Source organism: Opitutus sp. GAS368, assembly GCF_900104925.1.
Taxonomy (GTDB): Bacteria; Verrucomicrobiota; Verrucomicrobiia; order Opitutales; family Opitutaceae; genus Lacunisphaera.
The window spans coordinates 1,708,294-1,733,832 of record NZ_LT629735.1; the positions used below are offsets into that span (position 1 = coordinate 1,708,294).

23 protein-coding genes are annotated in these 25,539 nt (G+C 66.3%); 5 read left to right on the forward strand and 18 right to left on the reverse strand.

Going from position 1 to position 25,539, the window contains the following annotated elements; translation table 11 throughout:
• Window positions 1–210: 210 nt before the first annotated feature.
• Window positions 211–3,498: an alpha-amylase family glycosyl hydrolase gene (locus BLU29_RS07275; RefSeq protein WP_091056304.1), complete on the forward strand. Its 3,288-nt coding sequence runs from the start codon at window positions 211–213 to the stop codon at window positions 3,496–3,498.
• Window positions 3,499–3,520: 22 nt separating this feature from the next.
• On the opposite strand, the gene BLU29_RS07280 is transcribed toward BLU29_RS07275, so the two are convergent.
• From BLU29_RS07280 to BLU29_RS07335, 12 genes are all read right to left on the reverse strand, one after another.
• Complete coding sequence (locus BLU29_RS07280; protein WP_091056306.1) at window positions 3,521–3,718, reverse strand: DUF5989 family protein; 198 nt, start codon at window positions 3,716–3,718, stop codon at window positions 3,521–3,523.
• Window positions 3,719–3,721: 3 nt separating this feature from the next.
• A complete protein-coding gene (locus BLU29_RS07285) occupies window positions 3,722–4,126 on the reverse strand; it encodes an SxtJ family membrane protein (protein WP_091056307.1) in 405 nt (134 codons plus the stop codon).
• A gap of 8 nt (window positions 4,127–4,134) precedes the next feature.
• Complete coding sequence (locus tag BLU29_RS07290; protein ID WP_091056309.1) at window positions 4,135–5,967, reverse strand: carbamoyltransferase; 1,833 nt, start codon at window positions 5,965–5,967, stop codon at window positions 4,135–4,137.
• Entirely contained in the window at window positions 5,964–8,330 is a 2,367-nt protein-coding gene (locus tag BLU29_RS07295) for a tetratricopeptide repeat protein (protein ID WP_157693698.1), read from the reverse strand. Before BLU29_RS07295 ends, BLU29_RS07290 begins: the two co-directional genes overlap by 4 nt.
• A 135-nt stretch (window positions 8,331–8,465) precedes the next feature.
• Window positions 8,466–8,753 carry a hypothetical protein gene (locus BLU29_RS07300; protein ID WP_091056312.1) on the reverse strand — a complete coding sequence of 96 codons (288 nt, stop codon included), beginning with the start codon at window positions 8,751–8,753 and terminating at the stop codon, window positions 8,466–8,468.
• 107 nt (window positions 8,754–8,860) lie between these two features.
• Window positions 8,861–9,967, reverse strand: coding sequence for a hypothetical protein (locus BLU29_RS07305; RefSeq protein ID WP_091056313.1), 1,107 nt, complete (start codon window positions 9,965–9,967; stop codon window positions 8,861–8,863).
• Window positions 9,968–10,028: 61 nt separating this feature from the next.
• The gene (gene gndA / locus BLU29_RS07310; protein ID WP_091056315.1) at window positions 10,029–11,534 is read right to left on the reverse strand and encodes an NADP-dependent phosphogluconate dehydrogenase; all 1,506 of its coding nucleotides are present in this window, start codon (window positions 11,532–11,534) and stop codon (window positions 10,029–10,031) included.
• A gap of 108 nt (window positions 11,535–11,642) precedes the next feature.
• A complete protein-coding gene (locus BLU29_RS07315; protein ID WP_091056317.1) occupies window positions 11,643–11,945 on the reverse strand; it encodes a hypothetical protein in 303 nt (100 codons plus the stop codon).
• Window positions 11,946–12,084: 139 nt separating this feature from the next.
• On the reverse strand, window positions 12,085–12,969 hold the full coding sequence (locus tag BLU29_RS07320) for a hypothetical protein (protein WP_231962329.1): 885 nt from the start codon (window positions 12,967–12,969) through the stop codon (window positions 12,085–12,087).
• 36 nt (window positions 12,970–13,005) lie between these two features.
• Complete coding sequence (dnaN, locus tag BLU29_RS07325) at window positions 13,006–14,130, reverse strand: DNA polymerase III subunit beta (protein WP_091056318.1); 1,125 nt, start codon at window positions 14,128–14,130, stop codon at window positions 13,006–13,008.
• Window positions 14,131–14,327: 197 nt separating this feature from the next.
• A complete protein-coding gene (gene pssA / locus BLU29_RS07330) occupies window positions 14,328–15,233 on the reverse strand; it encodes a CDP-diacylglycerol--serine O-phosphatidyltransferase (protein WP_091056320.1) in 906 nt (301 codons plus the stop codon).
• A gap of 7 nt (window positions 15,234–15,240) precedes the next feature.
• Window positions 15,241–15,591, reverse strand: a complete 351-nt coding sequence (locus BLU29_RS07335) for a cytotoxic translational repressor of toxin-antitoxin stability system (protein ID WP_091056321.1) — start codon at window positions 15,589–15,591, stop codon at window positions 15,241–15,243.
• A gap of 317 nt (window positions 15,592–15,908) precedes the next feature.
• Here BLU29_RS07335 and ilvA point away from each other — a divergent pair, with 317 nt between their 5' ends.
• Window positions 15,909–17,066 carry a threonine ammonia-lyase gene (ilvA, locus tag BLU29_RS07340; protein ID WP_255401290.1) on the forward strand — a complete coding sequence of 386 codons (1,158 nt, stop codon included), beginning with the start codon at window positions 15,909–15,911 and terminating at the stop codon, window positions 17,064–17,066.
• A gap of 1 nt (window position 17,067) precedes the next feature.
• Here ilvA and BLU29_RS07345 read toward each other — a convergent pair whose 3' ends face one another.
• The 3 genes from BLU29_RS07345 to BLU29_RS07355 form a co-directional block, all read right to left on the reverse strand.
• On the reverse strand, window positions 17,068–18,354 hold the full coding sequence (locus BLU29_RS07345; protein WP_091056325.1) for an MFS transporter: 1,287 nt from the start codon (window positions 18,352–18,354) through the stop codon (window positions 17,068–17,070).
• A 96-nt stretch (window positions 18,355–18,450) separates the two neighbouring features.
• Window positions 18,451–18,810 carry a cupin domain-containing protein gene (locus BLU29_RS07350; RefSeq protein WP_091056327.1) on the reverse strand — a complete coding sequence of 120 codons (360 nt, stop codon included), beginning with the start codon at window positions 18,808–18,810 and terminating at the stop codon, window positions 18,451–18,453.
• Window positions 18,811–18,845: 35 nt separating this feature from the next.
• Entirely contained in the window at window positions 18,846–19,430 is a 585-nt protein-coding gene (locus BLU29_RS07355; protein ID WP_091056328.1) for a DUF4202 domain-containing protein, read from the reverse strand.
• Between the two features lie 52 nt (window positions 19,431–19,482).
• Between BLU29_RS07355 and BLU29_RS07360 the strand changes: the two genes are divergently transcribed.
• From BLU29_RS07360 to BLU29_RS07370, 3 genes are read left to right on the forward strand one after another with little or no spacing between them, the layout of a single operon-like run.
• Complete coding sequence (locus tag BLU29_RS07360) at window positions 19,483–19,896, forward strand: WYL domain-containing protein (protein ID WP_091056330.1); 414 nt, start codon at window positions 19,483–19,485, stop codon at window positions 19,894–19,896.
• 16 nt (window positions 19,897–19,912) lie between these two features.
• A complete protein-coding gene (locus BLU29_RS07365; RefSeq protein ID WP_091056331.1) occupies window positions 19,913–21,139 on the forward strand; it encodes a hypothetical protein in 1,227 nt (408 codons plus the stop codon).
• A gap of 10 nt (window positions 21,140–21,149) precedes the next feature.
• Entirely contained in the window at window positions 21,150–21,947 is a 798-nt protein-coding gene (locus BLU29_RS07370; protein ID WP_091056333.1) for a DUF3592 domain-containing protein, read from the forward strand.
• 183 nt (window positions 21,948–22,130) lie between these two features.
• Here the strand turns inward: BLU29_RS07370 and BLU29_RS07375 are convergent, their stop codons facing one another.
• The 3 genes from BLU29_RS07375 to BLU29_RS07385 all read right to left on the reverse strand — a co-directional run bounded on the left by BLU29_RS07375 (window position 22,131) and on the right by BLU29_RS07385 (window position 25,442).
• The gene (locus tag BLU29_RS07375; RefSeq protein ID WP_091056335.1) at window positions 22,131–22,703 is read right to left on the reverse strand and encodes a hypothetical protein; all 573 of its coding nucleotides are present in this window, start codon (window positions 22,701–22,703) and stop codon (window positions 22,131–22,133) included.
• A 114-nt stretch (window positions 22,704–22,817) separates the two neighbouring features.
• Complete coding sequence (locus BLU29_RS07380; RefSeq protein WP_091056336.1) at window positions 22,818–23,822, reverse strand: class I SAM-dependent methyltransferase; 1,005 nt, start codon at window positions 23,820–23,822, stop codon at window positions 22,818–22,820.
• A gap of 93 nt (window positions 23,823–23,915) precedes the next feature.
• Window positions 23,916–25,442, reverse strand: a complete 1,527-nt coding sequence (locus BLU29_RS07385) for a glycine--tRNA ligase (protein WP_091056338.1) — start codon at window positions 25,440–25,442, stop codon at window positions 23,916–23,918.
• Between the last annotated feature and the right edge of the window lie 97 nt (window positions 25,443–25,539).

A 25,539-nucleotide genomic window follows, 5' to 3' on the forward strand; every position in this document is an offset into this window, starting at 1 on the left:
GGTCGGGACCATCCGCGCCGGGCCGCCGGGCCGGGCGGATCCCGGCATGACCCGCCGGGTTTTCAGAGGGAAAACCGCCGCCTCGCGCCTGCACCCGGGCCCGGCCGGCCTTTTGCCCGCCACCTAGGTTTTTTCCGGTCCAAGGAAGTCTTCTCCCGGCCCGGCGGTTTGACCACCTCCGGGGCGCGTTCATTATTTTTACCCAACCCCATGCGCCTGCCTCTTGTCCGCCTTCTTTTTACCACGTCCCTTTTGCTGCTGGCCGGCCAGATCCGGTCCCAGCCCGCGGTCAGCGTGCCGCGCCTAACCCATCCGGGCGCCGGGCAGACCATCTATCTCCTCATGCCGGACCGGTTCGCCAACGGCAGCAAGGACAACGACACCGGCCATCTGCCGGGCGGGCCGGAGGACACGGGCTTCGACCCGACGCGGATCGGGTATTACCACGGCGGCGATTTTCTCGGCGCGACGCAGAAGCTCGACTACATCCAGGGGCTCGGCACGACGGTGGTCTGGACCACCCCGCCCTTCAAAAACAACCCGGTGCAGAGCGGCAGCGCCGGCTATCACGGTTACTGGGCGACCGATTTCCTCAACCTCGATCCCCACCTCGGCACGAACGAGGAATACCGTGAGTTCCTCCGCCAGGCCCACGCGCGCGGCCTGCGCGTCTATCTGGACATCGTCGTCAACCACACGGCTGACATCATCAAATACCGGGGCGACAAATACACTTACATCGACAAGGCCACGGCCCCCTATCGCGGCGCCGATGGCACGCCCTTCGACGAGCGCGCCGTCGCCTACAACGGCCTCAACGACCCCACAGCCTTCCCGAAGCTCTCCGCCGGGCGCAGTTTCCCCTACGTGCCCGTCGTCCCGCCCGGCAAGGAGCACAGCAAGAACCCCGCGTGGCTCAACGACGTCACGCTCTACCACAACCGCGGCAACAGCACCTTCCAGGGCGAAAGCGCCAGCCTCGGGGATTTTGTCGGCCTCGACGACCTCTTCACGGAGCATCCGCGCGTCGTGCAGGGCTTCATCGATGTCTTCAGCCAATGGGTCGAACGGGGCGTCGATGGTTTCCGCATCGACACGATGCGCCACGTGAACACCGCGTTCTGGCAGGCCTTCAATCCCGCCATCCGCGCCAAGGCCCGCGCGCTCGGCCGACCGGACTTCTTGCAGTTCGGCGAGGTGATGAATGGGGTCGGCGACGTCGCCTACCTCAGCGAGTTTTCCACCGGCTCGATCCCCGCCGATGCCACGACCGATTTCGCCTTCGCCGGCGCCATGCGGAAGTTCGTCTCCCAGGCCGGCACCGCCGCCGCGCTCGAGGACTTCTTCCAGCACGACGACTACTACACCGACCACGACAGCAACGTGCACACAAGCGTGACCCTGCTCGGCAATTACGACATCGGCCGCTGGGGCTACTTCCTCCTCCAGGACAACCCCGGCGCCTCCCGCGACGAACTTGCCGACCTCGTGCGCCTCGGCCACGGCCTGCTGTATCTCTCGCGCGGCATGCCTGTGCTGCACTACGGCGACGAACAGGGCATGGTCGGCAAGGGCGGCAACGACATGCAGGCCCGCGAAGACATGTTCGCCTCGCAGGCACCCGACTTCAAGAACGCCACGCTCCTCGCCACCACACGCACCGGCGCCGATGACAAATTCGACCCGGACCACCCGTTTTACCGCTTCTTCGCCCGGCTCGGCCAGCTCCGCAAGGCCCACGCCGCACTCCGCACCGGCGCGATGATCCTGCGACCGACCGCCGAGCCCGGCCTCTTCGCCTTCTCGCGCATCGATCGCGGTGAAAAGGTCGAATACCTCGCCGCCTTCAACAACTCCCGCTCCGCCACGCTCACCGCGGCCATCCCCACCAGCCAGCCGGCCGGAGCCAGGCTCGCTCCACTCTTTGACTCGCGGCCGCCCGAGGCCGCGGGCAACGAGCCGCTCACCGCCGACGCGAACGGCGCCGTGCGCGTCACGCTCGCGCCGCTGCAGTTCGCGCTCTGGCGGGCCGAATCTCCGCTGCCCGTGCCGGCGGCCGCCCCGCGGATCGCCCTCGTCGCGCCGGTCGAAGGCGCGGTGCTCGGCATCGGCTCGCGCGAGATCGACGGCCTTTTGTTCCCGACCCGCCGTGAGATCCGCGCGGAGGTTTCCGGCGGCGACGGCGTGGCCGAGGTCACGTTCGTGCTGACCCGCGCCTCGCGGCCCGGGCAGTTCGAACTCCTCGGCACCGATGACGCGGCGCCGTATCGCGTCTTCTGGACGCCGCCCGCCGACCTCGCGCCCGGCGAGAAACTTGAGTTCATCGCCACGGTGAACGACCTCCGCGGCCATATCGCCGCCGCGAAGGTCGGCGGCATCACCGTCGCGCCCAGCAAGGCCCAGTTCGGCATTGCCGGTGCGAAATCGCCGCGCCTCACCACCCTGCTGCCCGCCGAGGTTTCGGTGGTGTTTGGCGAAACGCTCACCCTGACCGCCGCGGCCGATGGCTCCGGCGACCTCGAATACCAATGGCTGCGCAACGGCGAATTCATCCGCGGGGCCGCGGGCGCAACCTACACCGTGCCCCACGCCAGCGGCTTCGACGCCACCGAGTATCGTGTCCTGGTGCACAACCTCGCCGGCACCGTGGTGAGCGGCCCGGTGAAGGTCTCGCTGCTGCCGGCGGCGGCCTCGGGTGCGCGGATCGAACACCACCCGGCGTATTCCTCGCGCTTCGTGGCTCCGCGCAATGTCGACGTCTGGCTGCCCCCGGGCTACGACGCCCATGCCGGCGAACGCTACCCCGTCATCTACATGCACGACGGGCAGAATCTCTTCGACCCGGCGACGAGCTACGGCGGTGTGCCGTGGTCGGCCGACCAGGCCATGCTGCGGCTCATGCAGGCCGGCAAGACGCGCGGCGCGATCATCGTCGGCATCTGGTGCACGCCGGCCCGCTTCGCCGAATACCTGCCGCAAAAGGCCGTGTCACCGGAGCAATACGCTGCCTTGGTCGCAGAGTTCAAACTCCAACCCTTTCCCCCGCAGGGCGACGCCTACCTGCGGTTCCTGGTCGAGGAATTGAAACCCTTCATCGACCATTCCTACCACACCCAGCCGGAGCGCGAGCACACCTCCACCATGGGCTCGAGCATGGGCGGGCTCATCTCCGCCTACGCCGTCTGTGAATATCCCGACGTGTTCGGTGGCGCAGGCTGTGTGTCCACGCACTGGCCGCTCGGTGACGGCGTGGTCATCGGCTGGCTGGCGCAGCACCTGCCGAAACCCGGGGCGCACCGGTTCTATTTCGACCACGGCACGGAGACGCTCGACGCCGGCTACGAACCCTATCAGCGGCGGGTCGACACTGTCATGCGCGCCGCCGGCTACACCGAGGGCCGCGACTGGATCACACGGGAATTCCCCGGTGCGGAGCATTCGGAAAAATCCTGGCGCCAGCGCGTGGACCTCCCGCTGTCCTTCCTGCTCGCCCCCTGAGAGCGAACGCCGGGGCCGCGTCTCAGAAGAGCGTATAGATGAACGGCGCCACGCCGCTGCCGCCCAAGAGGATCAGGAGGCTGGCGAGCAACAGCAGGATCAGGATCGGCGTCAGCCACCACTTCTTGTTGTGCCGGGCAAAATCGAGGAACTGCCCGAAAAATCCGCGCTGTTTGCCGGCCGCCTGCTGCTGGAATTCGTTCTTGGGGCTTTGGTCCATGGGTCAGTGCTGGCGGAAATAACTTGCCGCGTCGCGGGGCGCCGGCCGCTTGTGCCAGTAGCTGGCGGCGGGGCGGCGCTGCAGCGGATCGTGGCCGCAAACCCGAAGGATCAACCCCAGCGGAGTCAAGACGACATAGTAAATCACGCCCAGGGCCACGGAGGAAACCGCCCAGCCGATCGGATAGGTGGCGTAACTGAGCCCGATGTAAAGCCGCCGCAGCCCCTCGCGCCAGAAGGCGCCGACCACCGGCACCAGCCCCGCGAGTGTCCAGCAGCCATAGGCGAGGCCCGCGCGACCCCTGGACCACTGCACCCAGCCGGCTGCTCCGGCAAAAATCCCCCAAGCCAGGGCAAACACCAGCAAGTGGCGGGCGGCGGGGCGGTGGTTGATGCGGATGAGGGACATGGCCGGGATCAGTCGATTTCGAATTGATCGAGGTGCGCCTGGGGATCGAGCCGGTTGCCCGCCGGCTGCGCCTCTTTCATCAGGATGAATTCGCCGAGGACGAGCACGTCCATATCCGTCGCCATGAAGCACCGGTAGGCATCCGCCGGCGTGCAGACGATGGGCTCGCTGCGCACGTTGAAGCTGGTGTTGATCATCACCGGGCAACCCGTCTGTCGGTGGAACGTCTGCAGCAACCGGTGCAGCCGCGGATTGCGGGCCTCGTCGACCGTCTGCACCCGCGCACTGTAGTCGACGTGTGTGACCGCGGGGATGTCCGAGCGGATTTCGCGCACGCGGGCGATTCCGGCGGCCGCGTTTTCCGCCGCGGGCCGACGGTGGCCGGCTGATACCGGCGCCACCACCAGCATGTAAGGGCTTTCCGCGCCGGCGGGCAGGTCGAAATATTCCGCGGCGTGCTCCGCCAGCACGATCGGGGCGAACGGCCGGAACGATTCCCGGAACTTGATCTTGCGGTTCATCGTGGACTGCATGTCCGAATTGCGCGCATCGCCCAGGATGCTGCGCCCGCCCAGCGCCCGCGGGCCGTATTCCATCCGGCCCTGCACCCAGCCGACCACCTTGCCGGCCGCGATGAGCCGTGCCGTCTCTTCGCAAAGGGTGATTTCATCCGCCGCGCGCCTGTAAACGGCGCCGCGCGCGGCCAGTTCCGTCTCGATTTCCGCCGGGGTAAACTCCGGCCCGAGCAACGAACCGGCCTGGCCGTCCGGCGCCGCGGGGTGGCGCGGATTTTCCAGGAGCTGGTGCCAGACAAACAGCGCCGCGCCCAGTGCGCCGCCGGCGTCACCCGCCGCCGGCTGGATCCAGATGCGCTCGAACGGCCCTTCGCGGAGCAACCGGCCGTTGCCGACGCAATTCAGGGCCACGCCGCCGGCCAGACAGAGGTTTTTCAATCCGGTTTGCCCGTGCAGGTGCCGCACCATGCGCAGCAGGATGGTCTCCGTCACCTGCTGGATGGAGGCCGCCAGGTCCAGCTCGCGGGCCGTGAGCGGCGCCTCGGGCCGGCGCGGCGGGCCGCCGAACAATCGGTCGAACGCCGGCGACGTCATCGTCAGTCCGGCGCAATAGTCGAAATATCCGAGCGCCAGCCGGAACGAGCCGTCCGGCCGCAGCTCGACCAGCTTTTCCAGGATGAGGCCGGCGAAGCGCGGCGTGCCGTAGGGCGCCAGGCCCATCAGCTTGTATTCGCCGCTGTTGACCTTGAAGCCGCAGAAATAGGTGAACGCGGAATAGAGCAGGCCGAGCGAGTGGGGGAAACGCAGCTCGTGCGTCAGCTCGATCCGGTTGCCGCGCCCGGCGCCCAGACTGGCTGTCGCCCATTCGCCGACGCCATCCACCGTCAGGATGGCCGCCTCCTCGAAGGGCGAGGGGAAAAAGGCGCTCGCGGCGTGCGCCTCGTGGTGCTCGGTGAAAACATACGGTCGGCGGTATTCGCCGCTCAGGCCCTCGTTCAGCACGCGCGTCAGCTGGAGTTTTTCATGCACCCACAGCGGGGCGGCGTGGAAGAAGGACCGCCGGCCCGCCGGCGCCACCGCGAGGTAGGTCTCGAGCAACCGCTCGAACTTCAGCAACGGCTTCTCGTAATACACCACGTGGTCCAGCCGGGCCGGCGTCAGTCCTGCCGTGCGCAGGCAGTGGTCGACCGCGTGCCGCGGAAAACCCGGGTCGTGCTTGCGCCGCGTGAACCGCTCCTCCTGCGCCGCCGCGATGATCCGGCCGTCGACCACCAGCGCGGCGGCCGAGTCGTGATAAAAGGCGGAGATGCCGAGGATCGCAGTCATCGGTTCAGCCCGGCGGGCCGCAGTTGGTCGATCAGCTGCCCGATGGACTCCGTCGCCGCGGCATCACCCTCATACCAGGAGATCCGCCGGGCCTCGGCGAGGTGCGCCAGCGCTTCCATCGCCTGGCCGCGGGTCAGGAGTTTCCGGGTCAGGTGCAGCTCAACCGCCGAGGTCACCGGGCCGCTGCGCTCCGCGGCCCGCAGGAACCGGATGGCTTGTACTTCGTCTCCGCGGTTCTCGCTGATGATGGCCGCGCGCAGGTTGTTGGCTTGATTCCGGGACTGCGCTCCCGCGGCGGCGAACGTCGCTTCCTCCACGGCCGCGCTTCGTCCCGTTTCTGTCAGCAGCCCGACCAAGGCTTCGAGAGCCGGCTGGTTTCCGGGTTCATCCGCCAGGACCGCCCGGTAGGCCTGTTCCGCGGCCGCGGCCTCACCCGCCAGCCCGGCCAGCCGGCCGGATAACATCCGCAGGCTGTTGTCCCTCGGCCGCCGGGCGATCGCCTCGTCAAAGTAGCGGCGGCCGTCCGCGTAGCGCTTGGTCCGGGTGAAGAGATCGGCGAAAGCGGGCGCCATGAGCGTGAGATCCCGGGGCGCGCACGTGAGTGCGGTCTGCCGCAGCAACTTCTCCGCCTCGTCATAGCGTCCCAGCCGGGAGAGCTTGATGGCTTCATCGGCGGCCTGCGTGGCGTTTGCGGGCTGCAGTCTTCGGGCGCGTTGCGCCTGAGCCAAGGCCCCGTCAGGGTCGCCCAGTTCCTCATCCACCGTCTCCTCGATTTTCGCCAAGTCCGCATTCTCCGGGTCGGCCGCTGTCGCCGCCTGCACCAGGGTCTTGGCCAAACGCCGGCTTTCCGCCGTGGCGGCCTCCGCCTGCGCCCGGTTGAGATCGCGGGCCAGCCGCGCCATGTCCTCGGGATAGGTCAGCTGGTTTGTGAACGGCGGGTGCTGGGTGATGGTGGCAATGTGTTGCAGCATCGAAAACCGCTCGTGGGGCGTGTAGGCGAGGGCCGCGGCGACAGAGTCGGAGTCGAGCCAGGCCGGCGCACCGGATGACCGACCGAACAGCAGCGCCTCCGCCCCTTGGGCCATGGCCCACGCCAGCTGAAAATTTCCCGCCCAGTCGAAGTGCACATGTTCGAACAGGAGTTCACGGCCGGCGGGCGGCGCCGGAGATGCGGCGTCGGATCCCAGCAACTTTGCTGCATCCAGCAGTTGCACCGGTCCGCCGGCGCCAGCGACCTCCCGGATGATCTCGTTGATGCGGGCATCCGGCCGGAAGCGCAGGGCGTCCCAATGCAGCGCCTCGAGCAATCGTGCGCGCGCCAGCGCCGGATCGCCGGCCGCCAGCTCCAGCGAGCCCAGCATGAAAAGCGTGTCGGCATATTGCGGGTCGATGCGCCGCGCTTCCTCCAGGTCGGTCCGGGCCGCCGCCGCATCGCCGAGCCGCCACGCCAGCCGGCCGCGGTCAAAGGCCTGCTGCCAGGCCGCCAGCTCCGCTTCCGTAAGCCCGGCACGGTGGAGTGAAAGCAGGGGCGGACAGTCCTTGAGGTTGGCCACGACGGTGCACAGCAGCGTCTTCGCCCCGGCGGTGTCCGCCACCCGCACGATGTCGCGCAGGTTGGTCTCGAAGTTCCGGTAGGCCCCCGCCAGGCGAGGATCGTCGCCCGCGACCGCCCGGTCGACAAACATGCTCATGCCGCCCCATTCCTCCGGTCGGGCCTCACGCCGGGAGAACGCCGCCAGCACGCGGCCCAGCAGCTGGCCGGTGCGGGTGGCGCGCACCAACGTGCTGAGGCGGATCACCCAAAGCGGCGGCATTTCCGCCAGGTAGGCGCAGCCGGGGCCGTAGGGCCCCACCACCTCGTTGTTGCCCAGATAAACCACGAAGAGATCCGGCGAGAACGCCGCCAGGTCGCGGGCGATCCGGTAGACAACGTGCGAGTTGATCGCGACAATGCCGGTGTTCAGCACCTCGATGCGCTTGTCTGGATAGCGCGCACGCAGCTGCGCCCGGAGCTGCGGCGCGAAGCCGAAGGCCGGCGCGGGGATGCCCTGCGCCGCCGACTCGCCCAGCACCACGATCCGCACGGTGTTGGGCGGCTTGCGGGCTGCGACACGGAAATTCAGCGGCCGCAGGTCAAAGCCACCCGGCATGAACAGGCTGACGAAATCCGGATTCGTCCGGTAAAACCCCGGCTGCTCGTCCGGAATGAGAAAACCGGCGGGGCGGCCGAAGCCCGCCAGTCGCAGGCCGCCCTCGAGCCCGAGCACCAGCAGCACGGGCAATCCAATCGCAGCCAGGGCGCGATGAATCCAGAGGCGGGCGGGCGCGAGCCTGCTGGTGGCTGAGGGCGGGGTGGCACTCACGAGGATTGCCGGATGATGCGTTACCTCGCCAAGGCGTCAACCGAAGCCCCGGCTCCAGGGCACCCATCTAGGATTTCTCCGCAAAAACTCGGTTGCCGGCCGGTCGCCCCGGAAGCACGTGCCCGGCGGCGCGGACTAGGAGCGCTCCAAACCGGAGGCCGGCGCCGCGACCGGTCTGGCATTGAGACGGGCCAGTTGTGCCCGCGTTTCCGCCAGTTCCCCGGCAATGCGGTTGATCATGTCGTAGTCCCAGTTCTTTTGCTTGGCCTGATGCAGGCGCTCTTCATGCCAGGCCAGAGTCTCTTGCAAGCGCACCAGCTCCGCCGCCGGATTGCTGCGGGCATTCTGCGCCATCAGGCGCGACCCGACAAAAAGCAGCCCCGCGACCAAAAAAACAAAGAGGATGACGCTCGCTTCGATCATGCGGTCCACGGTGCGCCCGCCGCGCCGTGGTGCAACCACCCCGGGAGAAATCGCGCCAAGATGAAGCCGGGCGCGCCAACCCCATAAGCTGGCGTGAAGCCGCGGGACTATCGCGGACTCGCCGGCTTTCTCCGGTATTCTTCGCTTTTCCGCAAAGCGTCCCGCACATCCCCCTCGGTCCAATCTTTTTCCAAAAGGTTGGCGCGATAGGTTTTCAGTCCGCCCGGATCGGCCTCGCGGCCCAGCACCTCAAGGTAGGCGCGCCGGACAATCCGGTCCGCGCCTTCGTGGCGGAATTCATCACCGCGCCGGATTTGGTCGCGCACCATGCTTTCAGTCCAGCCTTGGTCTATGACGAGCGCGCGGTAGTCGCGCAACCCGCTGGCATCCGGCTCGCGGCCGAGCAGGTCGAGATAGGCCCGCTTGATGATCACCTCGGGCTCCACCCGCGGTTCGTCGCGCCGCCGGGTCTCGACCCGCAGCGAGGAAATCTGGTCGTTCCAGTTGGCTGCCACGCTGCCGGGCAGCAACCGGCCGGTGAGATCGCGGACATTCTCGGTCACCCGCATCGCCGCCCCGCGGAAATTGGCGTCCGTGTAGACATAAATCTCGGCCCCGCCCTCGATCCGGATGGAGGAAATCTCGTCATTGAGCCGGCGGCCACCCTCGAAGGTTCTGCCCGACAGGTTCTCCAACACATCTCCGGGATGCAGCACCAGGCTGTCGCCGCGGTAGTCCGCGTCCGCGAAAACGATGACCCGCGCCTCGTTGGCCCGGCCGGGCTCTTTCCGGGGTTCTTCGCGGCGCCGGGCCTCCACCCGTAACGAGGAGATGCTGTCGTCCAGGCTGGCGGACTCATCGTCGGGCGACGGACAGTCACTGAGATCGCGGACGCTTTCCGTCAACCGCATGGCCGTCCCGCGATAATGGGCGTCCGTGTAGACATAAATCTCGGCCCCGCCCTCGATCCGGATGGAGGAAATCCGGCGATCGAGCCGGCCGCCGCGCTCGAAGGTCCGGCCCGGGAGGGACGCCAACGCGTCCCCGGGATAAAGCACCAGGCTGTCGCCGCGGTAATCCGCCTCCTCATAAAGGATGACCCGCGGACCGCGCTCGCGGTCATGATCACGGCTTCTGTCCTCCCGGGGCTGAGCCCAGCCTGAAGCAAGGGCTCCACTCCAACCAAGAATCAGAAGCAGGCGGCCGAGGTGCATGTTGGTCAGACGACCCTGGTGGCGGGAATATTCAATCTTTCGCGGGTTTACCGCCGGCGCATCACACGCCGAGCTGGGGCCGAGTCGGCTCGGGCCAGTCGACGTGGAAGAACTTGCCGCGCGGCTGGTCGACGCGCTCGTAGGTATGGGCGCCGAAGTAGTCGCGCTGCGCCTGGAGGAGATTGGCCGGCAGCCGGGCCGAGCGGTAGCTGTCGTAGTAGGCGAGGGCCGAGAAGAACGTCGGGGCCGGCACGCCGCACTCGGCGGCGAGCGACACGACCTTGCGCCAGTTGACCTGCGCCTGCTTCACGGTCTTGTTGAAATACGGGTCGAGCAAGAGGTTCGCGAGATCGGGCTTCCGCGCGTAGGCCTCGGTGATTTTCTGGAGGAAGGCGGCGCGGATGATGCAGCCGCCGCGGAAGATCCGGGCGATCTCGCCGAAGTTGAGCTTCCAGCCGTATTCCTGCTGGGCGGTGCGCATGAGCTGGAAGCCCTGCGCGTAGGAGCAGATCTTCGAGCAGTAGAGCGCGTCGTGGATGGCTTGCACGAGGGCCTTCTTCGAGCCGCGGTATTTCTTGCCCGGGCCCTTGAGGATCTTCGCGGCGGCGACACGCTCGTCCTTGATGGCGGAGATGCAGCGGGCGAACACCGCCTCGGCGATCGTCGGGGCGGGGACGCCCATGTCGAGCGCGTTGGTCGAGGTCCACTTGCCCGTGCCCTTCTGGCCGGCGGTGTCGAGGACGACATCGACAAAGGCCTTCTTCTTCGTGACCGGGTCCTTCTGCTGGAGGATGTCGGCCGTGATCTCGATGAGGAAGCTGTCGAGCGCACCGTGGTTCCATTCGGCGAAGATTTCCGCCTGCTCGGCGGGCTTGAGACCGAGGAGGCCGGACATCAGCGCGTAGGCTTCGCAGATCATCTGCATGTCGCCATATTCGATGCCGTTATGGACCATCTTCACGTAGTGGCCCGCGCCGTTCTCCCCGATGTAGGTCGTGCAGGGCACGCCGCCGGTGACGGGTTTGCCGGGGGCGGCGCCGGGGATCGGCTTGCCCGTCTTGGCATCCACCTTGGCGGCGACGGCCTCCCAGATCGGTTTCAGTTCCTGCCACGCGGCAAACTCGCCGCCGGGCATGAGCGACGGGCCGAAGCGCGCGCCTTCCTCGCCGCCGGACACGCCGGAGCCGATGAAGCGCAGGCCTTTTTCGCGCAGCGCCTTTTCGCGGCGGATGGTGTCGGTCCAGAGGGCGTTGCCGCCGTCGATGATGATGTCGCCCGGTTCGAACAGCGCGGCGAGCCCGTCGATGACCGCGTCGGTGGGCTTGCCCGCCTGGACGAGGATGACGGCCTTGCGCGGCTTGGCGAGCGACGCGACGAATTCCTGGAGGGTTTTGGTGCCGATGACCCCGCCGGGGGTGCTCGGGTTTTCGGCGACGAACTTGTCGGTCTTCTCGGTGGTGCGGTTGTAGACCGAAATCTGGAAGCCGTGGTCCGCGATGTTGAGGGCGAGATTCTGGCCCATCACGGCGAGGCCGATGAGTCCGATGTCAGAGTGCGATTTGGCCATAAGAAGTGGTCTTTGCTACGCGGCTTTGCCGGCGAAAACCACCCTGTTTTTCGGCCGCTGTCATAAAAACCCGGCCCGCCGCGGGATAGCGCGACCCGCGGCGCCGGCTCAGGGTTTCGGCTGGCTGCCCTGCTTGGCGGCGTAGCTGCCGGCGCTGGGGAAAAACGGCGCGATGCGCGACACGAACGGCGTCAGGAACGCCGGCTCGTTGCGGTTGTAGACCCAGGAGAAAAACACGACCGTGCAGACGACGAAGACGATCACCGCGGCGATGATCTTGTTCATCTTCATCACCCGCCGGAAAAGGAAAATGGTCAGGATGAACGCCGCGATCGCGATGATGATCTTCAGCCAGATTGCCGGCGGCAGGGTCTGGATCTTCTCGAAGGCGGTGACGGCAAGCAGGAGCATAACCTACGAGTTAGCCGGAAAGTGCCGCGAGACGAGTCATTTTTGCCCCGCCCCGGGGGTTTAACCGGGCTTTGACCGGTGGAACCCGGCCTCCGGACGGGTTGGTCCGGAAAACGCGCCCGGTGGTCGCGTTCCACCCTCAGTGATAGCGGCCCGCGATGCCCAGGTAATCCAGCAGCCAGGCTTCCTTCCAGATGCGAAAGCGGCCCTCGGGGGTGATTTTGCCGTATTCCTCGCGGTCGGCGTGCGGCAGCAGGTAACCGAGCTCGGTGTTGATCATCTCCATCTGCTGCTGCTGCTGGTTGATGTCCTCGATCGGGCTGATGTCCCACGCCAACACGGGGTCGCCGTCCTGCCGCACCCGCTCCAGGTGCCGCGCCACCTGTTTCACCAGGCTGCGCCGCCACGGGCGCCGTTCCACGTGCCAGCTCTCGGGGTAAAAGCCGCCGAAGGGAATGTAGAGGTTGTCGGTCACGTAGCGGCGGCCGCCGGCGGTCCGGGAGGCGAGGCTGTAGCAGACGGTGATGGCGCCGTTCTCCTGCGGCACGAAGAGCACGTGCAGCCGCAGCGTGCCATCGTGGTTGTGATAGACCGAGGTGCGCAGCCAGATCCCGCCCCCAAGCTCGGCCTTGAGCGCCTGCACGGGGGTGAAGCGGTTGGCCCGCAGCCAGTCGCGGACCTTGAGCAGGCGCTGCTGGGTCGGCCACTCGTCGCCGCTGCTGTTCACCACGTAGCGCGGGAACAGCGGCAGCGGACTGAGGCTGATGGCGCTCACCTTGAGCCAGTTGAAGCCCGACTCGAGCAGGAACCAGAGCAGGAACACCGCCGCCGCCACGGCCCAGAACGGCCGGTCGATCCACTCGAACTGCGCGTTGCTCTGTGCCGCGTAGAGGGCGAACAGAATCCAGCGCAGCCAGCGGATCGGGATCGCCAGCACGGGTGACGCGACGCGGAGATTGATCCAGAACAGCGCCAGCAGCGCCGCGACGGACAGGGCGAGAAACAGGGAGATTGTTTCTGGCATGGTGGAATTTTGGGCGGGCGGACCCGCGCGGCGGGCTCAGCTCAGCCGCACGGGCATGATGACGCACACGAAGCTTTCCAGCGTCTTGAAGACGCCGGGGCTGACCTCGTCCTTCAGCTCGAAGAACACCTCGTCCTTGGTGAGGGCGCGGAGCGGGTCCATGACAAACTGGGGGTTGAACGCCACCTGGAGGTCGGGGCCGCTGTAGGAAATGGCCATCGATTCATGCGACTCGCCGAAATCGGGCGACGACGCGGTGATCTCCAGCAGGTTGGCGGTGAGCTTGATTTTGACGGAGTTGGATTTTTCGGAGGTGACCAGGGCCGCGCGGTGCACGCACTGCAGGAAGAGCTCCCGCTCGAGCTTGATGCGCTGGTGGGTCTCCTTCGGGATGACCTGCTGATAGTTCGGGTAGTTCCCCTCGACGACCTTGGAGAAGAGGAAAATGCTGTCGGTCAGCCCGCTGCTGTCCTTGCCCGTGTCGATCTGGAACGCCGCGCGGCGCTCGTTGAAGGCAATCTTGAGCTTCTCGCCCTTGCCGAGCAGGCGGAGCAGCTCGGCGACGGTTTTGGCTGGCAGGATGATGGCGCCGGTGTTGGCGGAGGAAACCGCCATTTCCTTGCTGACGAGCGCGAGGCGGCGGCCGTCGGTGGCGACGAGCGCCAGCTTGCCGTCCTTGAAGTTGAAATACACGCCGTTGAGAATGTAGCGGGTCTCGTCGGTGGACTGCGCGTAGGAGACGTTGCTCAGCATCGTGGCGAGTTCGCCCTGTTCGAGCGTGAAGGCCTTGTCGTCGCCGGAATCCGGCAGCTTCGGGAATTCCTCGGCCCCGAGGCCCATGATGCGGAAGTTGGAACCGCCCGAGGCGATCTTGACCTGGTGGCTGGCGCTGGAATCGAAGGCGACGTCGACGTTCGGCAGTTCGCGCACGATGGTGGCCAGGCGCTTGACCGGCAGCGTGACGGAGCCGCCTTCCTTCACCTCGGCCTTGATCTTGCACCGGATGCCGAGGTCAAGGTTGGTGGTGGTCAGGGAAATGTGGTCCTTCTCCGCCTCGATCAGCACATTGCTCAGGATCGGCATGGCGGCCTTGGAGCCCACAACGTTGAGGACCTGGGCCAGGCCGTTGCTAAAGTGGTCGCGGTTGATCTTGAATTTCATTCGGCGGAAGGCGGGGAGGGTGCGGTAACTAACAAAGGGTGATTAGAGAGAGATACAATAATGAAAAGTATCCGTATTATTATAGGGCGCGATTATGCCGATAACCCGGCTTTTTCGGAGCGAAAGCGGACCGGCCGGCGGCTGTGAGCCCCGCCTGAATAACCGCGAATAACCGGCGGCTTGTTCACAGGGGAAAGTTATTCGGAAACTTCCTGCTTCATCTTCACAACCTTCCGGCGCAGGGCGCGCATCTGGGCGTGGCGGACGCCGCGCTGATAGTGGGCGAACAGGCCGTAGGCGATGTAGCCGAGGAACAGAAAGAAAAGGGCCACTTCCTGGAGGCGGACGACCAAGACCACCCCGATGAAGAAAATCACCAGCGTCCGGATGCGGGTCCGGGTCTCCCAGTTCACCTGCTTGAAACTGGGGTAGCGGATCGTGCTCACCATGAGGAACGAAACCAGCATGAGGATGAGCGGCAGGGCGAGCGTCAGCTGGCGCAGCTCGCGGGCGTTGGCGGCCATGTTGAGCAACAGCAGGACGAGCGACGCCACCGTGCCGGCGGCCGCCGGAATCGGCAGGCCCACGAAATCCTTGCTCGATTCCGCCTCGGCGCGGTGCAGCAGCGGGTTGGTGATGACGTTGAAGCGCGCCAGGCGCACCGCGCCGCACAGCAGGTAGATGAACGCCACGATCCACCCGAGCTCGCGGAACCATTGGAAGTCCTCCCGCGGCGCCAGGATCAGGAAGAACACCATCAGGGCCGGCGTCATGCCGAAGGAAACCACGTCGGCCAGCGAGTCGAATTCCGCGCCGAAGAGCGACGTGCGGCCGCCCATGCGCGCCAGTCGGCCGTCGAGCGAGTCAAAGATGACGGCGGCCAGGATCAGCCACACCGCATGGGTGTAAAGGGTCATCCAAGATTGGTTGGGGTGGAGCTGAGCGTATTCACCGACGTCGGTGATCAGCCGCGCCTGGATGCACTTGATGACCGCCGCAAAGCCGCAGAAGAGGTTGCCCGCCGTCATCAGGTTCGGCAGGAAATAAATCCGGCTGGCCTGGGTGACGTTGTAGGGGTTGTCGCGCTGCTGGAGGTCTGACATGGCGGCGTTACTTGGTCAGACTCTCGAGATATTTCCAGAACTTCGAGTCCTGCTCGAACAGCTGCTTTTCGCTCACCGGCAGTTTCATCCGGAAAAGGGCGTCCTCCAGCGAGTCCTTGTGCAGGATGTAATGGGTGTGGAGCGTCTCGCCCTGCACCTCGAAATAGAAGCGGAAATCGCCGGCGCGCAGCCGGTAGAAATCCTTGCCGCCGCGGTGGAACTTGCCCAGCGGCTCGCGCGGGTGCGACAGGTCCGTCGGGCGGATCTTGCTGATCGGTTCGATGACGTCCAGCTGCGCCAGTTTATCGAGCTTGTTCAGCTCGCGCATGCTTTGTTCGGAGAAAGTGACCTGATACATGGTGGGGGACGCCGCCGTAACCGTGGAGGGATGAACGCGCCTTGTCTAGGCAACGTCACCCCTATATCCCCCTCGGCATGAAAACCAGCTCCGTTTCACCCGCCCTTTTGACCGCCGCTAGGTGGAGGAAAACGGCGAAGGCGTTCCTGGCCGAGGAGCACGCGGCGGTGGCGCAGCCGCCAGCTCCGGCCCCGGGCAAGTAGCCGCATCTTTGTTGCGCAGCAGGGAGGGCGCGCTAGAACGGCGCCATTAAAACCACCCCGTCCGTCACCCTCGCAGACATTCGCGCTGCCCGCCGGCGCATCGCCGGCGGCGTCATCGTCTCGCCCTGCCCGGAGTCGATTCCGCTGTCGGAAATAACCGGCGCGCGCGTCTTCTGCAAACTCGACAACTTCCAGCGCACCGGCTCGTTCAAGGAGCGCGGCGCGCGCAACGCGCTGCTGCAGCTCGAGCCCGCGCAGAAAAAACGCGGCGTCATCGCCGCGTCCGCCGGCAACCACGCCCTCGGCCTGGCCTACCACGGCCGCCTGCTGCACATCCCGGTCACGGTGGTGATGCCCGACTACGCGCCCCTCATCAAGGTCAGCACCTGCCGGCGGCTCGGCGCCCGCGTCATCGTGTCCGGCCGCGATTTCGCCGAGGCCCGCGCCCACGCCGACACGCTGGTCGATCAAGAGGGCCTCGCTTACATCCACGGCTTCGACAACCCGGCCATCATCGCCGGCCAGGGCACCATGGCGCTCGAGATCCTGGAGCAGGTGAAGGCCATCGATGCCATCGTGTGCCCGATCGGCGGCGCCGGTCTCATCGCCGGTCTCGCGGTCGCCGCCAAGGCGCTGCAGCCGCGCATCAGGATCATCGGCGTCGAGTCGGTCGCCACGGCCAGCTTCACCGCCGCCCTGAAGGCCCGGCGGCCGGTGACGATTCCACGCCGCGCGACGCTCGCCGACGGCCTGGCCGTCCTCAAGGTCGGCGCCAACGCCTTTGAGCTGGCGCGTTCACGCGTCGACCAGGTCGTGCGCGTGACCGAGGACTGGATCGCGCTCGCCATCCTGCGCATGGTCGAACTGGAGAAGACCGTCGTCGAGGGCGCGGCCGCGGCCCCGCTGGCCGCGCTGATGGCCGGCCTCCTGCCCGGCTTGCGCGGCAGGAAGGTCGTGCTCACGGTTTGCGGCGGCAACATCGACCCCGCCATCCTCAGCCGCGTCATCGAGAAGGGCCTCGTGCACGACGGCCGGCTCACGCGCTTCACCGCGGTGATCAGCGACCGGCCGGGCGGCCTGGCCGAGCTCACGCGCGTGGTGGCCGGGAGCGGCGCAAGCATCAAGGACATCGAGCACGACCGGGCCTTCAGCGGCCCCGACGTCTCGGCGGTCAACGCCGTGTGCACGGTCGAGACGCGCGACCACGCCCACATCCGCGAGCTGCACCGGGCGCTGCGCAAGCACGGGTTCCCGGTTTTGGTGGCAAAATGATTCAGCCGGCCGGGGCGGCCCTCCGCCCGAAGGCTGGATCCACCTTGAGCAGCGCCGTCACCACGAAGGACGGCAGGGTAGTCACGCACACCCAGCCGAAGAAGTTCACGTAGCCGAGGTGCTCCTGGAGCCAGCCGGCGGCCATGCCCGGCAACATCATGCCGAGCGCCATGAAGCCCGTGCACAGGGCATAGTGTGCGGTCTTATGTTCCCCCTCCGCCACCATCATCATGTAAACCATGTAGGCGGTGAAGCCAAAGCCATAGCCAAACTGTTCGAGCGCGATCGCGCTCCCGATGATCGTGACGTTCGCCGGCTGTAGAAGCGCAAGCCCGAGGAAAACGGCAATGGGCGCATGCATGGCGATGAGCATCGGCCAGAGCAGGCGTTTCAGGCCGAAGCGCGCGATGACCATGCCGCCCAGGATGCCACCGACGGTCAGGGCGATCACCCCGACAGTACCGTAAACGATACCGACATCCTTCGTCGTCAGGCCGAGCCCGCCCACCTCGCGCTTGTCGAGCAGGAAGGGCGTAATGAGCTTCAGCGCCTGCGCCTCCGCGAGCCGGTAGAGCAGCAGGTAGGCCAGCGTCACGCCGATGCCGGGCTTGCGGAAGAAGGCGGCAAACACCTCCACAAAACCGAGGAAAAAATTGTGCGTTCGCACCGTGGCGCGATCAGCGGTCGGCTTGGGCAGCGCCATCGCGTGGTAGAAAGACAGCAGGACGAAAAAAGCGGCCAGCAACCAGAAGATCAAAGTCCAGGCGCGGACCACACTGCCGGTTGATTCCTGCAGCGAGCCGGCCAGATAAACCAGCCCGCCTTGTCCGGCGATCATCGCCAGCCGGTAGAAGGTGCTGCGCACGCCCACAAACGCCGCCTGCTGATGCGCCGGCATCCCCAGCAGGTAAAACCCGTCGGCTGCGATGTCGTGCGTCGCCGAACTGAACGCCATCAGCCAGAATACCGCCAGCGTCGCCTGGAAGGCATGGGGCGCCGGCAGGGTTAGCGCCACCAGCGCGAACGCAGCGCCGAGGACAAATTGCAGGCTGACGATCCAAAGGCGCTTGGTGCGCAACAGGTCCACCAGCGGCGACCAGAGCGGCTTGATGACCCAGGGCAGATAGAGCCAGCTCGTGTAGAGCGCGATGTCCGTGTTCGAGATCCCGAGATTCTTATACAGGACGACGGCCAGCGTCATCACGACCACGTAGGGAATACCCTGGCCGAAATAGAGCGTCGGGATCCAGCGCCAGGGGCGGGGCGAATTGGGGGGCGGGCCTTCCATCGGGTGGACGGCAACGTGGCGGCCCGTCCCGCCGGGCGCAACGATGGAGAACGGCGGCGCCAGCCGCGGCAACAGCGATCGGGCAGACGCGTCCGGCTAGATCCACTCGGGTCGCGCCACGGTCTTGTCGCCGCCGGCGCTGCCGGTGTTCACGGTGGTGGCCGGCTCGAAGAGCAGGACCTCGACCTCCCGGTCCGCGACCGGCCGGTGCTCGGTGCCGCGCGGGACCACGAGGAGGTCGCCCGCCCGCAGTTCGACGGTGCGGTCGCGGAATTCCATCCGGAATTCGCCGCGCACGACATAAAACAGCTCGTCCTCGTGTTCATGCTGGTGCCACACGAAGGGCCCCTGGAACTTGACGAGCTTCACGTGCTGGCCGTTCAGCTCCGCGATGATCCTGGGGTTCCAATGGTCGGAGAACCTGGCCAGCTTTTCCACGAGGTTGATTTTGTCCATAGGCGGAAGCGACGAGTGAAAAAAGCTGGCCGGCGTCAGGCGGAGCCGACGGCTTCACGCACCAGCGCGCCGATCGCGGGCGGCAGGGCCAGCCCGAGGGCGGCCGACTGCGCCGCCGGGCTCATTTTTTTCCAGGTCTTGCGGAGGATATCGACGAACTTCTCCCGCGGGTAGTCGGCGTGCTGCGCCGCAAAATCCGCGATCTCGTTTTCCAAAAACACGAGGCACGCCGCGTCCTCGAGCGCCTGGGTGCCGGCGTTGGTTTTCATGGCCGTTTTTGAAACCCAAGTGGCGGCCTCGTCGGCTTCAGCGGCCGCCACGCCCGCGGCGAGCAGTAGTTCCCTGGCGCGGTCCGCCTGCTTCTTGTAGAGCGACTGGCGCCACTTGAGGTAGCCGGCCTTGCCGTCGGGGAAAGTCGTGCGGGGAACACTCCAGCGTTCGAGGTGCTGGCAGCGCGCGGCGAGGCGCAGGGTCGGGGTGGCGGCCGGCACCAGGCGCGCGACCCACGCCTCCATGCGGTCGGCATAAACCAACTCGGCCGCCCGGCCGTCACCGGTGCGTTTCGGGTCGGCGGAATGCGCGGCGTCGATCAGGGCGCGGGCTTGGGCATGGGCATCCATCACGGACGGACTCTTGACCCGGGGCGCCGGACGCGCAAGCTCGGGACCGGATATGAACCGGCGCGGCTTCCTACGGGCCGTGGGCGCGACCGGGCTGTGGCTTTGGATCCTCGGCCCGGCGCTTTGGGCCGCTGCGCGGAAGAAGACCGTCGAGGAACGGCTCCGTGAGGCGCTGGCGGAACGCCGCGAGGTGCAATTCAAGTATCACGGCTACGCGCGGTGCGTGGAGCCGCATGCGCTGGGGCGCGCCACGGAAAACCGTCCCGCCGTGCTCGGCTGGCAGGTCTCGGGCGGCAGCGCGAGCGAGCCGCCGCCCGGCTGGCGGACGTTCGTGCTGGAGGAAATCTCGGCGCTGAAACTGATGCGGAAAAAATTCGCGCCGCGACCCGATTACCATCCGGAGAAGACAAAACTGAAACTGATCGAGGTTGAGATTGCCTCAGACAGGAAGCTCGCGATGAAATAAGGGAATCAACCGACACATGGCCTGGCGAATCGACAAGGCGGTGATCCGTGGTGAACTCGACAACCGAGTGCGCGGGTGCGTGACCGGACGGATCTGGTTCGTGGGAAAAACCGAGCCCATGCTCCTGGAGTTGGCGGGCAATGGTTGGAGGGATCTTGCCGGCCGGCGACTTGAGTTTACCAATCCCGAGCCCCGGCCGATGGATCTCGATGACTTGGCCTGGCACCAGAAAGGCATGGTTGGCGACATCACGGCCTCCCGCAGGGTCAAGGTGCCCGACATTCCGCCGGAGCAGATCGGAGACTACTACACGGCCAAGAAACCTTTCCCGTGGCATTGGGGTAATTCACTCTACCTTGAATGGTTCAGCGAGCGCAACGGCCGCGTAGTCATTGAGACGGTGGCTTTCGACCTGAAAGTTGCCGGAGAGCCTGCCTGGGAGATGTCCGAGGTCGAGGAGACCGATCAGCGCAAGGCCAACAGCGCGGCCCTGACGGATTTCATGGACCGACTTGCCGGGGCGGCAGGTGGGACGGCTGGTAAGATCATCGACGATACGCCGGCGGAGTGGGAAGCGCGGCCGCAGACTGAGGAGGAGGCCGAGGCGATGCAGGCAAGAAGCGAACGCCTGGCCGATTGCATCGAGACCCGGCTCCGACGAGAGGGCGAACAGGCGGACTACGAACAGATCCTCGAGGAAGAGATTGATCGGCTGCATCGCGAGGAAGGCCGGCCCGAACCCACGCCCGAACAGCTGGCGCGCAACGCAGGGTGGATCGAAGATATGAACCGGGCGGCCGGAGAGGCACTGGCCAATCCGGACCCCGAGGTGGAAAAGGAGATGGAATTCGAGCACCCGCTGGTGAAGCGCGTGACGGAATTCTCCCTGCAACTGCGCAATACGGCGAAGGCCGGGGGATGGCGGCCGAAAAGCGCGGGCAACGAACACCCCGTGTGCGAACTGCTCGACGCCACGATGATAGCCGGACCTAAACTGGCCGGGGCGCTCAACGGTCAATATTGGCCGCCCGAGGTGGATTTTTGTGCCCACACGATCGTGCGCCTCAAGCGCGCCCGCGGTTACCTGGAGGATGCGCTGCGCGCCACGGAATCGTGCCAGGAGGAAAAACTCATCAAGCCGGAGCATCTGGGTCCGATCTCGGGGGAACTGATCGATTTCATCCGGGATACCGACGAACTCATCGCCGAGCTTCGGACTAAACTGGAACGCGGAACGGATTGAACCAAGCACCATGAAAGTCACGGCGGAAGACATCGCGCAACTGCTGGCCAGCCCGCCGCCGCGACAGGTGCCGGCGCATGTGGCCCAAGCGGCGGCGGGGGGCGGCAAGGGCGGATGCCTGCCGCTGTTCGGCCTGGTCTTTGGCGGCTTCGGCATGATTTTCGTCGTGGCATTCTTTCCCTGGAGATTCCTGGACGACTTCCAGCTGGCGGCCAGCGACCGCACGGCGCCGGGCGAAATCCGCCGCGTGGTCCAGACCAACATGTCCCTCAACAAGACGCACGTGGTCCAATACGACTTTGCCTACACGCCGGCCGACGGCCGGGTGCGCGTGGCGAGTTGCTACACCACGGGCCAGCGCTGGGCCACGGGCGCGGCGGTCACCGTCCGCTACCTGCGCGGCAGCCCCGAAATCGCCTGTGTGGAAGGGGCGCGGTTGAGCAAGGGTGGCTGGAGCGGGGTATTCGTGGCCATCTTCCCGCTGATCGGTGGAGGCCTCGTCGCATGGTTTTTCGTGGGCCGGAGACGGACGGGCCGTTTGTTGCGCTCGGGCTTGGTGGCCGAGGTGGACGTCGTGTCGGTCGAGGAGACCAACATGACGGTCAACAACCAGCGGGTCTGCCGGATCGTCCTCGCCGGGCCGGCGCTGGCGGGCGGACAACCGGTCACCGTGAAGCGCGTGAGGAAGGCGGATATCGACCTGGCACGCAAACACGCTGGCGAAAAGCAGCCGGTCTTCATCCTCTACGATCCGCGCAAGGTATCGCGGGTGATTTTCCCCGAGGCGCTGATCGACGCCGAGGCCTAGCACTGCTCCGTCAGATTCCGACCCACCCCGTCGCTATGCGCTATCGGCTGTCGCCGGGCTTATGGCCGACAGGCCCCTCTCCAGAGGGGATTATCGCCGACGTTGGTTTGGGTCCCCTCTGGAGAGGGGTGCCCGTCAGGGGGTGTGTGTCGCCCGGGGCATTCTATACCTAACGGAGTAGTGCTAGTTCAGGTCCCGGTCCTTCCAGTATTTGGTGCCCTGCAGCGTGGCTTGGAGGGCGAGGCCGTTCTTGGTCAGCTGGTAGAGCTCGACGCCCTCGGTGATGTTGGCCGCGCCGGCGAGCTGCCCGCCTTTGTTGTCGGACTTGGCCGCGGCATCGGCCTGGCCGCTGAAGTCCCAGCCCTTCTCGACGAATTTATCGAGCTTATCCTTGTCGTAAAAGATGAACACCCCGCGAAAATCCTTCACGCCCAGCCCGAGGCCGATCCCGGCGGACCCCATCTTCATGAAAGTCTCGTGGCCTTTCCGGTCCACAACGACGCCATGGCCGCCGGCAAAGCTGGCGAAGATTATGTTCACGCCGACGTTGGAAAACACGGCGTAGCCGGCGGCTTTCTTGATGCGGGCCTTGAGCTCGGGCTTATCCTTGTAGAGGTCGGCCAGCACCGCGTCGCGCATCTCGCGGGTTTTGTCGCGCCGCTCATCCAGGGCGTCCTTGGCCCGGGCTGGCAGCACCAGGCCCGTGCACAACGCGGTGAGAACGAGAAGGGGAAGGAAGCGGCGCAGGAAGACCATGCGGCTATTCAGGCAGCGCCGGGACGCGGGGCAAAGGCAAATCACCGGGCTGGGGAATGACCCCCGGGCAACCTCGGGCCAGCAGGCCCACCCTTGGGATTCCGGAAACCGGAATCAGCCTTGGCGGCCCCAGAGGTCGGCATGCAGCAGGCCCCAGTCCTGGGTCGCCCGCTGTTGCAACCGGAAGCCGTGCGCCGCCAGCAGGGTGTCGGGCGGCGTGAGCCGGCGAGCGGGCAGACCGGTGGTCAGACGAAAAAACAGATACATGAGCTTGTGCACGGCGCGCGCGCGCCAACGGGCGGGTCCGCGGGCGGGTAGCGCAAAATCCGACACCACCCAGAGTGCGCCGGGAGTTGCGGCCCGCGCGAGGGTCGCGATGACGGCGGCCAGCTCCCTTGGCGGAAAACAATCGAGGAAGAAATGGGTCGCGATGGCATCGTAATGGGCCTCCGGCGGCCTCCATGCCGGCAGGCTGGCGTGCACAAATTCCAGGCGTGACATGTCCAGCCCGGCGCGCCGGGCCCGCCGCCGGGCGACCGTGAGCATCCGTGCACTTGCGTCCACGCAGGTCACGCGCAGGTCGGGGTTGCGGCGCAGCACCGCGGCGAGCGCCGGGCCATGGCCCACCCCGGCGACCAGCAGGCGGCGCGTTCCGGCCAGTTCGTCGATCCACGCCGTGCGGCAGCGTTGCAGGCGGGGGCCGGCGAGAACCTTTTCCATCCACGTGTAATGCGGCGCCAGCAGGTCGAAGCCCGGCCGGGACGCCAGGGTCCACCAGCCCCCGGCGATCACCGCCCCGACGGCGTAGGTCACCACGTCCCACCAGTCACCGGTGGCGGACTTGAACAGGAGAGGCGCCACGCCCTCGGCGGCGATGGACCACACCACGAAGTGCAGGCCGATCTCAGGCCAGTCCGGAAACTGATCGTGCGCCCGCAGCCCGAGCCGGCGATAGACCCATAGCATGAGCGGCAGGGCCGCGGGAATGAACAGGTAATCCGTGGAATAGCTGTGCCAGAAGACCGCGCTGGTGTGCGGCCGGATCAGCCAGCGGCAGGCGGCGTAGAGGCCGCAGGAGAGCAGACAGAGCGGGTCGAGGCCATAGCGGAACCGCCTCACAGCAGACCGGCCATCAGCAAGCCCATGCCAAAGCCGAGGGCAACGCGGACAAGAAAGTTGGTGCGGGGGGAGAGGGTGGAGAACATGACGGAATCAATAAACGTGTTCGTCGAGCAAGGCAAACAGATCGGTCTCGGTGATGCGCTTCTGCTGCATCGAGTCGCGCTCACGTAGCGTAAAGGTATCGCCCGGCTTCTCGATGGTCTCGAAGTCGATGGTCACACACCAGGGCGTGCCGGCCTCGTCCTGACGGCGGTAGCGTTTGCCGATGGCGCCGCCGTCGTCGTATTGCACGGCGTAGCGACGCTGCAGCTTGGCGTGGAGCGCGCGGGCGCGGTTGGTGAGGGCCTCCTTGTTCTTGAGCAGTGGCAGCACGGCGACCTTGACCGGCGCGATGCGCGGCGAGAACCGCAGCACGGTGCGCTTCTCGACGTTGCCCTTCTCGTCCTTGACGTCCTCCTCGGCGTAGCCGGCGCAGAGCACGGCGAGCAGGATGCGGTCGACGCCGACGGCGGGTTCGATGACGTGCGGCACGAATTTCTTCTTTGACGCCTCGTCGAACAAATCCTGCGGCTTGCCGCTGGCGGTGGCGTGCTGGGTGAGGTCGTAGTTGCCGCGGGCGGCGATGCCCCACAGCTCCTGCACGCCGAAGGGATACTTGAACATGATGTCCACCGTGCCCTTGGAGTAAAACGCCAGCTTCTCCTTCGGGTGGGCGTAGCGCGAAAGGTGCGACGCGGGCAGGCCGATGCTCTTCAGCCAGTTCTCGCACCAGGTGATCCACTCCTCATGGCACTTGGCCCAGTCGGCGTCTTCGTGGATGAAATACTCCATCTCCATCTGCTCGAACTCGCGCGAGCGGAAGATGAAGTTGCGCGGCGTGATCTCGTTGCGGAACGACTTGCCGATTTGCGCGATGCCGAACGGCAGCTTCACGCGGGTCGTGTCGACGACGTTCTTGAAGTCCACGAACATACCCTGCGCCGTCTCGGGCCGCAGGTAGGCGACGGACGAAGCGTCGGTCATCGCGCCGACGTTCGTCTGGAACATCATGTTGAAGGCGCGCGGCGCCGTCAGGCTGCCCGGCTCGCCGGTGGCGGGCGAGGGGATGAGCGGAATTTCGCTTTCCTTCGCCTCGGTGAAATCCTTCGGCGTGACCGGCGCAAGCGCGCCCTGGATGGCCTTCTTGCGTTTGAACGCCTCGGCGGCGGCTTGCAGTTCCTCGCCGGTCTTCTCGCTTTCGAGGGCGGAGACGTAGCCGACCGTTTTGCTGTCGATCACGACGGGGGAAAAGAAAAGCTGGTCGGCACGGTAGCGCTGCTTGCTGGCCTTGCAGTCCACGAGCGGGTCGCTGAAACCGGCGACGTGGCCGGACGCCTCCCAGACCTTCGGGTGCATGATGATGGAGGATTCGAGACCGACGATGTCGTCGCGGCGGCGGACCATGTCGTTCCACCAGCAGTCGCGGATGTTCTTCTTGAGCTCGGAGCCGAGCGGGCCGTAGTCGAAAAAGCCGTTGAGGCCGCCGTAAATCTCGGAGGACGGGTAGATGAAGCCGCGGCGCTTCGCGAGCGACACGAGGGCTTCCATGAGGTTGGCGGGTTCGGCGGAGCTGGACATGGTGGGAAGGATCGCCCCCAACTGGATGTGGGGAGCAGCTGGCGAGTGAAAGGAGCCGCCCCCGGGCGGTCAAGGCCGCGTCTTGTCATCCACTTCG

Bases quoted from the DNA above. Each gene is read 5' to 3' on its own strand.
- BLU29_RS07275 (WP_091056304.1), top strand. From the start codon at position 211: ATGCGCCTGCCTCTTGTCCGCCTTCTTTTTACCACGTCCCTTTTGCTG.
- BLU29_RS07280 (WP_091056306.1), bottom strand. From the start codon at position 3,718: ATGGACCAAAGCCCCAAGAACGAATTCCAGCAGCAGGCGGCCGGCAAA.
- BLU29_RS07285 (WP_091056307.1), bottom strand. From the start codon at position 4,126: ATGTCCCTCATCCGCATCAACCACCGCCCCGCCGCCCGCCACTTGCTG.
- BLU29_RS07290 (WP_091056309.1), bottom strand. From the start codon at position 5,967: ATGACTGCGATCCTCGGCATCTCCGCCTTTTATCACGACTCGGCCGCC.
- BLU29_RS07300 (WP_091056312.1), bottom strand. From the start codon at position 8,753: ATGATCGAAGCGAGCGTCATCCTCTTTGTTTTTTTGGTCGCGGGGCTG.
- BLU29_RS07305 (WP_091056313.1), bottom strand. From the start codon at position 9,967: ATGCACCTCGGCCGCCTGCTTCTGATTCTTGGTTGGAGTGGAGCCCTT.
- gndA (WP_091056315.1), bottom strand. From the start codon at position 11,534: ATGGCCAAATCGCACTCTGACATCGGACTCATCGGCCTCGCCGTGATG.
- BLU29_RS07315 (WP_091056317.1), bottom strand. From the start codon at position 11,945: ATGCTCCTGCTTGCCGTCACCGCCTTCGAGAAGATCCAGACCCTGCCG.
- BLU29_RS07320 (WP_231962329.1), bottom strand. From the start codon at position 12,969: ATGCCAGAAACAATCTCCCTGTTTCTCGCCCTGTCCGTCGCGGCGCTG.
- dnaN (WP_091056318.1), bottom strand. From the start codon at position 14,130: ATGAAATTCAAGATCAACCGCGACCACTTTAGCAACGGCCTGGCCCAG.
- pssA (WP_091056320.1), bottom strand. From the start codon at position 15,233: ATGTCAGACCTCCAGCAGCGCGACAACCCCTACAACGTCACCCAGGCC.
- BLU29_RS07335 (WP_091056321.1), bottom strand. From the start codon at position 15,591: ATGTATCAGGTCACTTTCTCCGAACAAAGCATGCGCGAGCTGAACAAG.
- BLU29_RS07345 (WP_091056325.1), bottom strand. From the start codon at position 18,354: ATGGAAGGCCCGCCCCCCAATTCGCCCCGCCCCTGGCGCTGGATCCCG.
- BLU29_RS07350 (WP_091056327.1), bottom strand. From the start codon at position 18,810: ATGGACAAAATCAACCTCGTGGAAAAGCTGGCCAGGTTCTCCGACCAT.
- BLU29_RS07355 (WP_091056328.1), bottom strand. From the start codon at position 19,430: ATGGATGCCCATGCCCAAGCCCGCGCCCTGATCGACGCCGCGCATTCC.
- BLU29_RS07360 (WP_091056330.1), top strand. From the start codon at position 19,483: ATGAACCGGCGCGGCTTCCTACGGGCCGTGGGCGCGACCGGGCTGTGG.
- BLU29_RS07365 (WP_091056331.1), top strand. From the start codon at position 19,913: ATGGCCTGGCGAATCGACAAGGCGGTGATCCGTGGTGAACTCGACAAC.
- BLU29_RS07370 (WP_091056333.1), top strand. From the start codon at position 21,150: ATGAAAGTCACGGCGGAAGACATCGCGCAACTGCTGGCCAGCCCGCCG.
- BLU29_RS07375 (WP_091056335.1), bottom strand. From the start codon at position 22,703: ATGGTCTTCCTGCGCCGCTTCCTTCCCCTTCTCGTTCTCACCGCGTTG.
- BLU29_RS07385 (WP_091056338.1), bottom strand. From the start codon at position 25,442: ATGTCCAGCTCCGCCGAACCCGCCAACCTCATGGAAGCCCTCGTGTCG.